The sequence below is a fragment of the Vibrio sinensis genome (assembly GCF_003605645.1).
In the GTDB taxonomy this organism is placed as follows: domain Bacteria; phylum Pseudomonadota; class Gammaproteobacteria; order Enterobacterales; family Vibrionaceae; genus Vibrio; species Vibrio sinensis.
Genome location: NZ_QVMU01000027.1, coordinates 12,991 through 26,857, shown reverse-complemented (window position 1 = coordinate 26,857; position 13,867 = coordinate 12,991). Strand labels below are relative to the sequence as shown.

The 13,867-nt window shown below is 42.5% G+C and carries 11 protein-coding genes; 8 read left to right on the top strand and 3 right to left on the bottom strand.

The annotated features are described in order from the left end of the window. Positions 1-83: 83 nt before the first annotated feature. A complete protein-coding gene (locus tag DZ860_RS19905; protein ID WP_120034624.1) occupies positions 84-980 on the bottom strand; it encodes a LysR family transcriptional regulator in 897 nt (298 codons plus the stop codon). Between the two features lie 116 nt (positions 981-1,096). Between DZ860_RS19905 and DZ860_RS19900 the strand changes: the two genes are divergently transcribed. The 8 genes from DZ860_RS19900 (at position 1,097) to DZ860_RS19865 (ending at position 10,413) form a co-directional block, all read left to right on the top strand. Further along, positions 1,097-1,405: a monooxygenase gene (locus DZ860_RS19900; protein ID WP_120034622.1), complete on the top strand. Its 309-nt coding sequence runs from the start codon at positions 1,097-1,099 to the stop codon at positions 1,403-1,405. Between the two features lie 109 nt (positions 1,406-1,514). Next, entirely contained in the window at positions 1,515-1,889 is a 375-nt protein-coding gene (locus DZ860_RS19895; RefSeq protein WP_120034698.1) for a hypothetical protein, read from the top strand. Positions 1,890-2,349: 460 nt separating this feature from the next. Continuing rightward, complete coding sequence (locus DZ860_RS19890; protein WP_120032089.1) at positions 2,350-2,868, top strand: Hcp family type VI secretion system effector; 519 nt, start codon at positions 2,350-2,352, stop codon at positions 2,866-2,868. Between the two features lie 249 nt (positions 2,869-3,117). Continuing rightward, the gene (locus tag DZ860_RS19885; protein ID WP_120034620.1) at positions 3,118-5,199 is read left to right on the top strand and encodes a type VI secretion system Vgr family protein; all 2,082 of its coding nucleotides are present in this window, start codon (positions 3,118-3,120) and stop codon (positions 5,197-5,199) included. Then, complete coding sequence (locus DZ860_RS19880; protein WP_243641892.1) at positions 5,190-6,014, top strand: DUF4123 domain-containing protein; 825 nt, start codon at positions 5,190-5,192, stop codon at positions 6,012-6,014. Before DZ860_RS19885 ends, DZ860_RS19880 begins: the two co-directional genes overlap by 10 nt. Further along, positions 6,007-9,036, top strand: a complete 3,030-nt coding sequence (locus DZ860_RS24980) for a hypothetical protein (RefSeq protein ID WP_120034618.1) — start codon at positions 6,007-6,009, stop codon at positions 9,034-9,036. Before DZ860_RS19880 ends, DZ860_RS24980 begins: the two co-directional genes overlap by 8 nt. After that, entirely contained in the window at positions 9,036-10,031 is a 996-nt protein-coding gene (locus tag DZ860_RS19870; RefSeq protein ID WP_120034616.1) for an SEL1-like repeat protein, read from the top strand. The genes DZ860_RS24980 and DZ860_RS19870 overlap by 1 nt, the downstream gene beginning before the upstream one ends. A 97-nt stretch (positions 10,032-10,128) precedes the next feature. Next, positions 10,129-10,413, top strand: coding sequence for a type VI secretion system PAAR protein (locus DZ860_RS19865; protein WP_120034614.1), 285 nt, complete (start codon positions 10,129-10,131; stop codon positions 10,411-10,413). Between the two features lie 92 nt (positions 10,414-10,505). Here the strand turns inward: DZ860_RS19865 and DZ860_RS19860 are convergent, their stop codons facing one another. Both DZ860_RS19860 and DZ860_RS19855 read right to left on the bottom strand, forming a co-directional pair. After that, on the bottom strand, positions 10,506-12,704 hold the full coding sequence (locus DZ860_RS19860) for an EAL domain-containing protein (RefSeq protein ID WP_120034612.1): 2,199 nt from the start codon (positions 12,702-12,704) through the stop codon (positions 10,506-10,508). A 19-nt stretch (positions 12,705-12,723) separates the two neighbouring features. Beyond that, positions 12,724-13,689, bottom strand: coding sequence for a phosphate/phosphite/phosphonate ABC transporter substrate-binding protein (locus DZ860_RS19855; protein WP_120034610.1), 966 nt, complete (start codon positions 13,687-13,689; stop codon positions 12,724-12,726). Positions 13,690-13,867 lie beyond the last annotated feature (178 nt).

Here is a 13,867-nt window from a genome sequence, read left to right as displayed (position 1 = left end):
AATGTTACGGCGATTTAATCATGAGTTTATAGATATAATAAAAACTTATAGATAAAAAATAAGAGGCAGTGCAGCACTGCCTCTTATCGTCGTTCTTGAGCAGACGTAAGCAACAACTGATAAAGCTTCAGTGCTGCAGGGCCGGATTTCGCGCCTTTTGGTAGAGTAATGTGTAGCGCAACTTGATAACGTTGTGAGTGCTCGATGTCTAAAACCACAAGTCTTCCCTCACCTTTTTGATGCACGATATGTTCGGGTAAGCGACAAAAACCTACTCCTTGTGTCACGGCGCGATAAGCATGGTCGAAGTTATCGACAGTGATACGCTGTCGAGACTTCAACCAACCCACATCACGAGCATCTTTCTCGCTCAACTCTTTTCCTAAGTCACGCACAACAATCTGGCTGGTGGTCGCAATGTCCGCCAAACAAATATTGGTTTTTTGGGCTAATGGATGAAATGTCGATACCACAGGAATCATACTCGTCACGCCGAAAGCTTGCGCAGGGTAGTTCGTGATGGGCAAGTTGATAATTGCGATATCGGCCAACTCTTTGATCACCATTTCTGTCGTTTTAGATAAAGACGTTTCAACAACCTGAATCGAAGTGGTGCTGTTGCTCGCTAAAAAGTTTGCCATTGGCTGGTATAGCCAATCAGGATCGCATAAGTGGTCAATCGCAACCGTGATGCCTGATTCCATGCCACTGGCTAGTTGTTCGCTGATCACTTCGAGTTCACGAGCTTGTTCTAACATTGAGTCTGCACGGCGTAGCAGTGTTTTTCCATGATCGGTCAGAACCGCTCGGCGACCTTGTACCTCAATTAACGGCACCCCCAATTGCTCTTCCAGCTTTTTCACTGAATAAATCAGCGTGGTGTGGCTTTTGTTCATGGCATTCGCGGCAGCTTGAATGCTGCCTGCTCGTTCAATTTCAAACAAGGTTTGCCATTGCTCTAAGGTCGTTTTAAGTCTCATATGTCAGTTTTTTCCACAGTTAACGGCAGTATTATGAACTTTTTTGTTTAATTTTTATAGGTGAGAATGGCTTTAACGAAACGAATAAACACTTAATTACAGATTGGAGAAAATTGATGGCAAAGCTACTACAAGTTGATTTTGAGTTTCATGGTCCATTTGGTGAAGCGATGTCTACCGCTTTGGTAGGATTGGCTGAGTCTATTAATCACGAGCCGGGTTTGATCTGGAAAATCTGGACAGAAAGTGAAAAGGACCAGCTAGGTGGTGGTATTTATCTGTTTGAAGATGAAGCTTCAGCACTGGCTTATTTGGAAATGCATACGGCAAGGCTTACGCAGATGGGTATTAGTGAAGTTCGTGGCCAAATTTTTGATATCAATCAACCACTGAGCATGATTAACCAAGGGCCAACTTCACACTGATTCGCCGAGCCGATTACAACGAACGGCTATACCAATACTTTTGAATACCGATACTCGGGCCATTTTAATTGGACCGAGTATGTATCGACTTTATTAGATGACAAACACCATGAACAACAAACAATTCTTTACGCTGCATGGCGCGATTTATTCTACTTTTGCTTTTGCTCTATTTTTTATTCCGACCTTGATGTGGCCGATGTATGGGCTTCAGATTAACGACCAGTATGCGTATTTTCTTTCGCAACATACGTCAATTTTCTTAGGTGGGATCGCGGCGGTCAGCCTGTTTTTGCGTGAGATTGAAGCCGGTTGGGCTGCCACTCAATTGTTAAAAGCGTTTTTGGTGACCAATCTACTCGGCGCTATCATTACCACTTATGCTGGAGTGACCGGCATTTTTGTTGGGTTTGGTTGGAGTGATCCGGCATTCTTTGTGGCATTGAGCGCGCTAACCTACGTTCAGCTTAGAAAGCAGAGTTAACTTGGTGATCGGTCATATTCCATGATGGTCATTGATACACACTGAGTTTATTGATAAGGCAAAGCGGATATTGAAGCTTTGCCTTTATTGTTTTTATCAGTAAGAACCATAAAAACATGCTGTTTACTTTACCTCTTCTACTACTTAGTTTCTGCTTTACTCTTCCTCAGCGAGTTTCACCACTATTTTCTAGCGAGCAAGATCTTGCCCGCTGGGCAACTTTTTGCTCAAGCTGGGCAAGATCTTGCTCAGATAAATTGGCATAATTTTAAATTGTTGATTTTTATAGGTTTAATTTTGGCATAGTTACTGCTTACGTTAGTTATTAGTTAGTGACTGTTTCGTTCATCAATACGTTGAAGTGCACTCACTAGCTTTTTCTTAACTTATTAACCATTACGACATAGCCATTATGCATAGTCACGAATGAGTTATCCGTAAGCAATAAAAGGACTTAAACATGCCAACTCCTTGTTATATCCAGATCAATGGTCAAACTCAGGGGCTTATCACAGCCGGCGCTTGTACTGCAGATTCTATTGGTGACTCTTATGTAGAGGGCCATGAAGATGAAATGCTGGTTCAACAATTTGACCACACCGTGACGGTTCCAACGGATCCACAATCAGGTCAGCCATCGGGTCAACGTGTCCACAAAGCGTTTCAATTCACGGTTTCTTTGAATAAAGCCGTTCCACTGCTTTATAACGCATTGGCTTCTGGCGAGAAGATGAACGAAGTGACCTTGAAATGGTACCGCACGTCAATCGAGGGTAAGCAAGAGAACTTCTTTACCACTACGCTAGAAAACGCCTCGATCATCGATATCCAATGTGAGATGCCACACTGTCAAGATCCAGTGAATGCTGACTTCACCCAGAACCTAACCGTTTCTATGTCTTACCGTAAGATCACGTGGGATCACGTTAACGCTGGGACGTCAGGCTCAGACGATTGGCGTAAGCCGATCGAAGCGTAAGCTTTATCTCAAGCAGACTTGGATCCATCGCTGCAAGTGGTTGAGACATAGCAAAACGTATGGCGACCGTATGGTGAGGCGTGTGTTAGACATGACTCGCATTCGTGTCGCCTTTTTCCCCTAACCAAAACAGGTTCACTAAAATGCATTCTCGGTTATGCGCATTCATGATTATGCAATTAAGGATATGCATGAGTTCAGCCTGTTGTGGTTAGGGGACAGTTTTCGTAAAAAGAATAGGGATTATTCATGGCTACATTGACCTACACTCTGGCTCTTGATGGAGTGCAAGACGACAGTTTGGTGGTGCGCAGTTTTGATGGGCAAGAGTCGTTATCTGAAAGTGTGTTTCACGCTCAAGCGTGTTACGGGTTTCGCTACGAGATTAAATTAGCCAGTCGTCGAAGTGATTTGCTTCCTGATGATGTGGTTGATAAACAGGCCGAGCTCAAACTGTATCGTAATGGTCAACTGACACAGCGTGTGCATGGCATTGTGCGCCAATTTACCCAAGGTGATATTGGTCATCACCATACTTTCTATTCTTTAACTTTGGTTCCGGCGTTAGAGCGTTTATCGCTACGTCACAACAGCCGCATTTTCCAAAAACAGACCGTCCCGGAAATCATTTCTGTATTGCTGCAGGAGATGGCCATTCAAGATTACGCGTTTGCGTTGTCGCGTGACTATCAAGCGCGTGAGTTTTGTGTTCAATATCGAGAAACCGACTTGGCGTTCGTGCAGCGCTTAGCGGCGGAAGAGGGGGTGGTCTACAGCTTCGAACACATTGAGGGTAAGCACACAGTGATTTTCAGTGATAGCTCAGAGCTGTTGCCTGCCCTTGGTGAGCCTGTGCCTTACAACGCACTTTCTGGTGGTGTGGTTGATACACCTTATATTTCCGCCATCAAAAAACGCACTCAAAGTGAAACCGCGTCGGTCGCGCTGCAAGATTACAGTTTTAAAAAGCCAAGTTACGGATTTTTGCAAAACCCGCAAGGTACCGACATGGCCTATCAACGAGATAGCTATGAACACTTTGATTACCCGGGGCGTTATAAAGACGATAAAAGCGGCAAGGCGTTTAGCCAAATCCGCCTTGAATCGTTACGCCGTGAAGCGCACTTAGCTTTTGGTAAAAGCAATCAGCCTTTGCTACGAGCAGGGTATCGATTCAAACTGCAAGAGCATTTAAACCCTGAGTTTAACCGTGAATGGCTGGTGGTGTCGGTATCTCGTCAAGGTGAGCAGCCTCAAGCGCTAGAAGAATCCGGCGGCAACGGTGCGACGACTTACCACAATACGTTCACTCTGATCCCCGCGATTTATACATGGCGCGCCGAACCCCAAGCGAAACCTCAAGTTGATGGGCCGATGATCGCCCTGGTGGTGGGGCCTAAAGGGGAAGAAATCTTCTGTGATGAACATGGTCGAGTGAAGCTGCATTTCCCGTGGGACCGATATTCCAACGGTGATGAACACAGCTCGTGTTGGGTGCGTGTTTCGCAAGGCTGGGCAGGCTCTCAATATGGCATGATGGCTATTCCACGCATTGGGCATGAAGTGATTGTGTCGTTTTTAAATGGTGACCCAGACCAACCAATAGTCACTGGGCGCACTTACCACGCGACTAACACGCCGCCTTACGATTTACCCGAGCACAAAACCAAGACGATTTTACGCAGCGAAACTCACCAAGGAGAGGGCTTCAACGAACTGAGCTTTGAAGATCAAGCTCAGTCAGAAAAAGTCTACTTACATGCGCAAAAAGATTTTGAAGCGGATGTACTCAACGACCACACCACTCATATCAAACATGACAAGCACTTAACGGTGGATAACGATCGTTTCACGGAAATCAAAAATCATGACCACTTGACCGTGTTAGGTGAGAGCCGAAGCAAAATCACCCAAGACCAGAGTGTGGTGGTCGATGGCAGTATTCATCAAAAAGTTGGCGATTTACACGCGGTAGATGCCGGCAGTGAAGTGCACCTCAAAAGCGGCGGAAAAATTGTCATAGAAGCTGGGGCTGAGATTACCCTAAAAGCCGGTGGGAGCTTTGTCAAAATCGATGCTTCTGGAGTCAGCCTTGTTGGCCCTGCAATCAACTTAAATTCTGGTGGAAGCGCTAGTAGTGGCAGCGGCTTTGGTGGCCGAGTCGCGGCCTTACCGCTAGGAGTTCAGGCTTTAGCGCCGCCTATATCGGTTACTCCAGAATTTGGTAGTGCGATTATGAAAGCCGTTCAAGCGGGGGTCTATTTACTGCCGATTTGTGGACAACAAAATGATGGGACATGCACTTTGGGTGAGGAGTGTCGATGCAAATGACAATGGTAACAACAATGACAACGACAAATCAGTTATTAGCGTCTATCCACCAAGGAGCTCCCTTATTTATCATAGTCGATGTCAATCAATACCAAGATCCATTGGTCTTATTTAAACTCGTTGAAGGAATGGAGTCACGCCCCCTTTTTCGTGATACACCATACCGAGAGCTAATACCATATAGTCCTCTACTCATTAGATTGAATGGGCAGAATCAATCGCTTGTAGACGATATCTTTCACCGTTTAGCGGGCTGCATTATCGAAAGTACACACAGTCTTGATGACCTCAATCAGATACTAGGAGAAATGCTACTGGCTGAACAACAGTCGCAAGGCAAAGTGTATGCTCGATTTTTTTCTCCACCAATGGCACGAACCATATTACAAAGCACGGCAATGTCTCATTGCTGGAGAGGTTGTAGTCAGGTTTGGTTACCGTGCTACCGAGGTGAAAAGTGGGTTCAGTTTGAAAGACCACAATATAACGTTCCTGCAACGCTGATTTTTACACAAAAAGACGAGCAAGTGTTACATGCCGAACACCTAACCTATTTATTGGCTAAATCTTCAGCGTGGCAAGACATCGCAATATCTCACGTTATTTTAGCGGCGCAATCATTGGCGCAATTGGCAGCGATAGAACCCCTATCGACCAAAAACATGACACTCTGGTCAGAATGGCTTGCGGCGAACTTGTCAGTAATGACAGATGCATCATGGATGACATTGATAACTAATCCAATTTCAAACAACGCAAAGTGGCAAAGAGCACAAGAACTCTTCAACCAAGTTGCGGAGAATACTCATGCCTAAAACAATCATAACCTTACCAAACACAGATGTGACGCCAACCACGGATGCTTTTCCTTTAACGCCAACGTTGCCCATTGCTGTCTGTAAACCAGAAAAGCAGCCTAAGAAGTATAAAGATATCGCTTACTTGATGGATGGCGACTATTTCTACTTATTGACTGAAGATGCTTGTGATTTTCTTGATAGTGCTGAAGAGCAATTGCAGACGTTAATCGCAAGTAAAGGTAAAGATAATTTGATGCTCATATTATCGCAGGCGGGCATTATTGATGGGTTGTTAAGTGCGGACCCAAGTAATTTTTTATCAGCTCAAGATAAATTGGAGTATGAAAAAGAAAAACAATGGATACAAGATCAAGATAAGCATCGAATTGCTTATTTCGACTCACAGGGAGTAATGAGTTCATTCGCAGTTCAAGGATGGCATGATGAATTTGCTTCGCATACAAGGAAAGCTGAGCAGTATTTAGAAAAAGGCTGTAAAGCGGCGCAAAAGCAAGGCTATGTATGGGATAACGGAGCGTTGTATTCTCCCAAAGAAGTGAAAATCAAAAAATACATAGCTCAATACAAACGAGCTAGAGAAGCGTTTGCCGAAGAACGGGATAAGACCCCTCAAATACAAATTGAGAACTTAGAACAACGTATTGTTGAAACGAAAACGTTCATTGAAAGTCTTCCTAAAGGGTATGATGTTCATAAAGCGGCGGAGCTCGCATTAAGCAAAAGCGAGTTATCGTTGGCAAAAAAATCACCGATGTTAGAGAAGTTAACTGACGCAATAGAGAATCTGGCGTTAGCAGGTATCGCCACCCCTGAATACGCATTAGCGGAAGTTTCTGGTGAGGATGGCCATGATTTATTAGCGGACTATCACCGTTATATGATCGATTCTGATAAGTTCGAAAAATCATTGCAAGAGCGGCTTAGCGCCCTTGATAATGCGACGAATCATTATGCAATTCCGCATAAAGATATATTAAGCGAAGAGTATGAGGCGCTTAAAAGCTTAAGAAGCAAAGCTAAACAATTGCATCAGCAAGCGCAAATTGCGATAGCAAAGATGGCGAATCCTTGTTTTTTACTTTGGAACCCATCGGATTACAAAGCTAAACCATCAGATAGATTGTTTACCAATCAATTTCCCTTACGTGAATACTTAAGAGGAGCACCCAACCCCCAAGGTAGAGGTGGTCAGTTTGAACAATTCCGTTATTTTAGCTTGCCCCATTTGGCACAACCAAAAGTTGATGGAACAATCACAAAGCCGGATTGGTCACCGACACTTAAGAATGATACCGCGTATTACGCAGCAATGAGACAGTATGTTGACCGTATTCCCATTGAGGGTAGGTGGTTTGATGAGCGTGGCTTGTTTATCTACGATGAATTTAAACAATCACTGATTAAAAATAATATTCAGATTGAAACCTTGGGTGAAGACTACACGCAAGGCAAGGAGTGGCAAGCCACGTTAGAACAAGTGCTTTATTCTGATGCATTACGAAAAAAAATTGATCCATTTGATCATTCACTTCAGGGGCAGTTCTTTCGTTTTGTAACCTTGAATGTTAATGGCGGTTCGGAAATAAGCACAAAACTGCAAGTGAAAAGTGACCTGCTTGCAAGTGATAGTAACTTTGAGGGTTCAAGTGAGCAGAAAATAGAAGCTAAAGCTGAAGTCGTGCTGGCAAGAGGGGAAATAAACTTAGTACAAGCAATGAATAATAGAAAGTATCTCTATTATCCATCAGCATCTGAGGTTATGCCAAACCGTGAGCTTGACATTAAATATAAGGATGAAGGGGAGCAAAAAATTACCCAATTCTGTTTCGGTGCACTACAAAATCGGATTTCAATTAAAGCGTATGGCTTTGCTGGTGCTAACTTAGCCTTGGGAGCGAGTGTTAAATATGGTTCGAATGGATTGGAATTCAGTGATGTATACCAAAGAGAGAATCACTTAGGAAATGAAGTGCTAACAACGGAATTAGTTGAGCTCAAAGCAGAGGCCCAATTAGGTGTAGAGTTGGCTTGTTATATTGATTGGCATCTGCCCAGAGGCAAGCATGCTATTCCTGATTACCTTATTGATGATCAATCACAACCCATGACTTTAGCAAAAATGGCGGCGAAATCAGAAGTCGCTGTAGAGCTAAATTTACCATTTTATTTCCGGTTAGCAGATAAAAAAATTCTTATCGGTATGGAAATAGGCAGCGTCGGGGCAAAGTTTGTGGTTGAAGGCGAAATTAACCCTGACGGACTCAGTGCGTGGGTTTGGCAATTTCAACGATTATTACGTCAATGTAATTATAAACGCATTGAAATTGCTGACAGTGAAACCTTTAATACCATGAGTATGCTTAGCCGTTCGATGCTTTATAGTCAGATGCAGGTTGGATTGTTTTTAGCTGAAGGTAAGGATACGCTCGATAATATATTGAGAGTATTTGATACCGAACGCGCAGGGCTTGTTGCTTACACTCTGTATCAGGGCGATGAAACTTTCTTGCAGGATTGGGTTCGATTAATGCATCCAGAAGCACTGGGGCCGTTGATTGGGACATTGTTGAGAGAGCCTGAAGAAACTGAGATTCTTACAGAGAGTGGACAAATAGAAAACTACAGTAAAGAAAAAACGCTAGCCATACAACAAATTTCGTTAGCGAATATTTTACGTTGGTTAGCGACAGATCCGGCAAAGACAATTATTCATCGCTTAGTTGAAGAGGCATTTGCGCGAACAGAACCGAATAAAACCTCAGAATATAAAGAGGGGCGTTTACTCGAATTTAAAGCGGTTAAAGAAAAAATAGAACTTTTTTTAACGCAAGAAGTAATTTTAAATATTGATGATGAACTTCTTGATGATAGATGGCGATCTTTGATAAAAGCTCAACAACATTTAGGCATAATTTCTTTTCCATTGTATGCAGAGGTAAGTGAACAGGAATATGAATTTAGAATGAAATTGGAAGATCATAAGAGAAATAAAATGAAAGCGTGGGGGACATACTAATGACATGGTCAAGTTATTATCGATATATTTTAGTCGCTTTTGCTGTTAGTTTTTCATCGCTACTGTATGCAGATCAGTCAATCGATGGAATAATGCCTGAGCAGGCTTACCAACAAGGCACATTGCTCTATCAACAAAACAAATATACTCAAGCAAGACCGCTACTAAAGTATGCAACAGCTCAAGGTTACCCAGCTGCGGCATTAATGTATGCCGATACGTTTTATGCCAATTTATTTATCCAAACGAAAGAAGAGTCAGAATATATCGTTAAAGCGGCTGAGATGGGTAGCATCATTGGAATGTTGCGAGCTGGTGGATCTCGTGCCATAAACGAAGAAAGTCGTTTATGGAAAGCACAATCTTCTCGAGTCATAAATAATCTGGCAGAACAAGGGAATGCATTTGCAATGGAACTTTTGTATTCCAGTGTTAAAGATAGAGGTGAGGGGTATCGTTGGTTAAAGAAAGCTGCTGAAGCGGGCGACCCCTTTTCCCAGTGCGAACTTGCTAGGCGTTATGAAATGGGGAATGACTGGTTTCTTATCCCGGGCAAACGTGAGAAAGAAACTGAACGTCTGTTCAAAGCCGCCGCGGATTCTGGGTATTGGCCAGCTATGCGAGCCTATGCATTTTTGTTACACGATCAAGGTGATATTAATGGGTATCAGGCTATTATTGATGAGCTTATTGAAATCGGTGATGCTGCTGTAATCCGAGCACTAGGGTCATATTATCGAACAAATGGGCAAGAAGAATTGTCCGCTTATTACTATAAAATTTATGTAGACTCGATGGGACATGAGGGAAAAGAGACTAATTACGATACGGTAAAGTTCTTTTATGATGAAGTGGTAAAAAGTTTAACACCAGAACAAATTAATCAAGTCGATATTAAAGTCAAAGAATATCTAAAAACTCATACGGTGCGTTATCAAAAACGAATTAAGGATTATGAGTACACCTTGGATTCGTTTAACCTGACTTCAAATTAAACGACATGATAAATGTTCCCAAGAGTTCAAACCCAATATGTTTTTGGATGAAACTTCCATCGATTTATTTTAAGTAAGTTTAAGTAAGGAAACGACAATGCCTAAAGCTGCGCTATTAGGAGATATTGGTACTGGCCATGATGGCTTCCCTCCTACACCGATTATTGCCGCATCGACCACCGTGATGGTGGATGGTAAGCCATTGGCTCGCAAAGGTGATCCGCTAGCCCCTCACGATAAGCCTAAAAACCCACTTCACCCAAGAGCGATTAGTGGTGGCTCGAGTACCGTGATGATTGATGGCCTACCAGCAGCCAGAATCGGTGATGCGGTGAGCTGTGGGGGCGTGCTCACCGGCGGTTCCACGGTGAATATTGGTTAGAGCAAGTAATGTTAAAATCAGAGCCAAATGGAAACGCCAGAGCCTAGTGGCTCTGGCGTTGTTTCTCTAGCATTGGATGAACACTGAGTTGGTTATTTAATGATTTCTAGCGGAGAGCTTTCATTATTACTAAGAGTAAGAGCTTCAGGTTTTGAATTGTGCAGTGTTTTTTCAAATTCGATTAACGGGACGGGCTTACCAAATAGATACCCTTGCCCATAATCACATCCCTCTTTAATGAGAAAGTCCAGTTGAGTTGTTTCTTCTACACCCTCTGCGACGACTCGAACACCGAGTTGGTGCGCCATAGAAATAATAGCTGCACAAAGAGCTCGAGCATTTGCATCTTGTTCAATGTCAGAGACAAAGGTGCGGTCAATCTTAAGCCCATCGATATTGAACTCGCGTAAATATCGCAGCGATGAGTAACCGGTACCAAAATCATCTAACCAAACTTCGATACCAATTTTTCTTAATGCATCGAGTGATTTTTTTGCACTATGCTTGTCTTGCATTAGCGCTGTTTCAGTCACCTCGACTTGAACTCGTGATGATGGAATTGAGTGTTGACGCATCTGTTGTTCTAGAACGTCAGCGACGTTTTGTCTAAACAGCTGCTTAACAGATAAGTTTAAAGCGACATGGAACTCAGGCTGATCTTTGAGCAAATCTTGCCAGCTTTCTAAATCACGACAGACTTGCTCAATGACCCAAGTCCCGATAGGAATGATGGTCCCCATTGCTTCTGCAATCGGAATAAAATCACTTGGAGGAACAAAGCCTTTCTCGGGATGTATCCAACGTATTAGAGCTTCTGCCCCTATTGTTTTCCCTGTTTTTAAATCGATTTTTGGTTGATACCATAATTGGAACTGAGAGAAGTCTACAATCGCTTTGCGCAGCTCACGTTCAATTGCTCCGTGACTTTTGACCCTCTGCTTCATTTCGTTAGAGAAATGACAGTATGTTCCTTTACCGCGATATTTAGCGGCATACATGGCGATGTCCGCATTTTTCACTAATTCTTCAGGGGTGTGCCCTGCAATGTTAGAGAGAGCGACACCGATACTCCCGCCAATAACAAAAAATTCTTTAGGTCCGTTTAAGTATATAGGCTGAGAGATCACAGTCAAAAGCCGTTTAGCGATTTTAGAGGCTAAATCTGCATTGTGGATATCGGGAATGCATAGCAGAAATTCATCACCACCCACTCTCGATAGGAGACTATGAGATTGGCGACCTGATGAAGCGAGGAAGTCACAGTTTCGGATGTTCTCTTGGAGAAGTTTTGCTACTTCACACAGCAACTCATCACCCACATGATGACCGAAAATATCATTAATTCTCTTAAACTCATCGAGGTCGATAAAAAACACTGCAAATGGGCGAACATTTTTAGTCTGAAGTTGCTGTTCCAAAAACTGAATAAACTGAATTCGGTTGGGTAGTTTGGTTAGAGGATCACTATAAGCAAGAAATTCAATCGCATCGGTACGCTCTTTTAAATTGAGGTCCATTTCATCAAATGCTCTGGCTAACTCACCAAGTTCGTCATCACGATTGATTTGATTGGATACTTGATATTCCCCATTACTGATTCGACGTGAATGCCCGACAAGCTTGGTAATTGGAACAATCAGAGCATTGGCCAATAGAATGGAAAAAATCAAACTAATCAGGCACATAATGACAGCGACGATGATGATGAGCGTTGTGCTTGATTGCTGGCTAAATTGATTAATTTCTTCAACAATAGATTGGTTTTGTTCGATGTCTCGATGAGATTTTTCTAGAGAGTATTGCATCACCAAGCCACCAAGCAGCTCATCATTGAGAAGTAACGGTTGAGCCATAGTCATGGTTTCGTTTTCAATACGAACTAACGGCGTCTTGTCTTTTAGAATTGCTGCCTCAATGGCGGGCATGTTGAGTGCTTTACCATACTCACTCATTGCGTGATCGCCACCGGAATGGAAAATTAAGCCACGTTTATCGAACACTTTGATCTGCAGCGTTGAGCTGTCTTTTAGTGTCGGTTCAAGTAAGTCCTGAACCCCTTCAAGATCATAGAAGTATAATGGGTTTATTAACGCTTCCGTTAGGTAAGACATTGTTTGTTCTGCGCGAGCATGCGCATAGGTAATAAACTTCGACGAAATATGGTTTGATGTCTTTGTTAGGATCTCCTGAGCATAATAGTTGGCAATAAATAGTTGTGAAATGGATAGGATGCTCAAGGCCAATACCACCATGAACATATTCCCAATAACTAGTTTGCGTTTCAGTTTCATTATTTAATGACTCTCTGCACTAGTGTGTTAAATGACTATCTATTAGCTCTTTCAACTCACCAGCCCATTCAATACTTTGAATAATACTTGGTGAGATTGAATCAAATTTCTTGGTGTCTTTGTATTTATCTAATGCTCGTTTACCTTGTTTATCTTGATGAGCTGAAAGTAAAATTTCTTTGATGTCTGTTTGTAATTCTTGCGGCAAGTCAGCACGAACTAAAGTGATTGCGCGAGGAATTGCTTGGCTTTGATAGTAGATATTGAGTTTGTTTTTCACTTGAGATGGCACTTCTTTTTGCCAGTCTAAATTACTAAAAGCCGCTGAAGCAACAAAGTTGCCATAAACCCAACTCATCATATTTGCTTCACCACCGGCACTAGAAAATTCATCTGAGAAAAAGTAACCGATCTTGTTTTTTGGAGGCGTTTCGCGTGGAGAAGTGACTTCGTAAAGTTCATACCCTCGTTTTAATAGTATTGAAGCGGGAATTAGAAAAGCACTGGTTGAGCCTCTATCTTCAAAAGCGATAACTTTACCGACCAAGTCGTCAAAATGTGTAATGCCACTCTCATTGCTGGTGAAAAATACTGTTGAATATTCAGCTTCACCACTTTTCCAGCGTCGAGCGAGGAATTTAGCATTGGCTGATTGGTTTAATTGATGGGCAGCAAACGTTGTCTCAGACACAATATCAACTTGACCATTTTTCAGCCAGCGCGCCATTTGGTCAATATCTTTCGCAATGGCAATGCGAGAGGACGTTATACCGCGATGTTCTAATTGACTCGCAACATAATCTGCAAAAGCTTGGGTTCGTTTGAAAACTTTAGTTGGGTTAGAACTGATCACGCCAATAATAATCGTATCTTTATTTGAAGTTGATGCTATCTCTTTCTGTGCTGCCGTCACTTGAGACGATAGTAAGAAAATTAATGAGGCAAATATTAAACGAGTATGAATGAGAAGAGACCAACGCGGCATATCAATATCCTGAAACAATTATATTTATGGCTGTAATCTATCGTTATTCGCTCATTACATAGGGGAAAATCAATGGAAGTGCATGCTAACAATATTTTAATTAATACTAAATATTGTGATTGATATTCAGCCATGATGCAATGTTATATGTAAATGAACCACAATAAGTACAGGTGTT

Bases quoted from the DNA above. Each gene is read 5' to 3' on its own strand.
- DZ860_RS19890 (WP_120032089.1), top strand. From the start codon at position 2,350: ATGCCAACTCCTTGTTATATCCAGATCAATGGTCAAACTCAGGGGCTT.
- DZ860_RS19905 (WP_120034624.1), bottom strand. From the start codon at position 980: ATGAGACTTAAAACGACCTTAGAGCAATGGCAAACCTTGTTTGAAATT.
- DZ860_RS19860 (WP_120034612.1), bottom strand. From the start codon at position 12,704: ATGAAACTGAAACGCAAACTAGTTATTGGGAATATGTTCATGGTGGTA.
- DZ860_RS19880 (WP_243641892.1), top strand. From the start codon at position 5,190: ATGCAAATGACAATGGTAACAACAATGACAACGACAAATCAGTTATTA.
- DZ860_RS19870 (WP_120034616.1), top strand. From the start codon at position 9,036: ATGACATGGTCAAGTTATTATCGATATATTTTAGTCGCTTTTGCTGTT.
- DZ860_RS19900 (WP_120034622.1), top strand. From the start codon at position 1,097: ATGGCAAAGCTACTACAAGTTGATTTTGAGTTTCATGGTCCATTTGGT.
- DZ860_RS19855 (WP_120034610.1), bottom strand. From the start codon at position 13,689: ATGCCGCGTTGGTCTCTTCTCATTCATACTCGTTTAATATTTGCCTCA.
- DZ860_RS19885 (WP_120034620.1), top strand. From the start codon at position 3,118: ATGGCTACATTGACCTACACTCTGGCTCTTGATGGAGTGCAAGACGAC.
- DZ860_RS19865 (WP_120034614.1), top strand. From the start codon at position 10,129: ATGCCTAAAGCTGCGCTATTAGGAGATATTGGTACTGGCCATGATGGC.
- DZ860_RS24980 (WP_120034618.1), top strand. From the start codon at position 6,007: ATGCCTAAAACAATCATAACCTTACCAAACACAGATGTGACGCCAACC.
- DZ860_RS19895 (WP_120034698.1), top strand. From the start codon at position 1,515: ATGAACAACAAACAATTCTTTACGCTGCATGGCGCGATTTATTCTACT.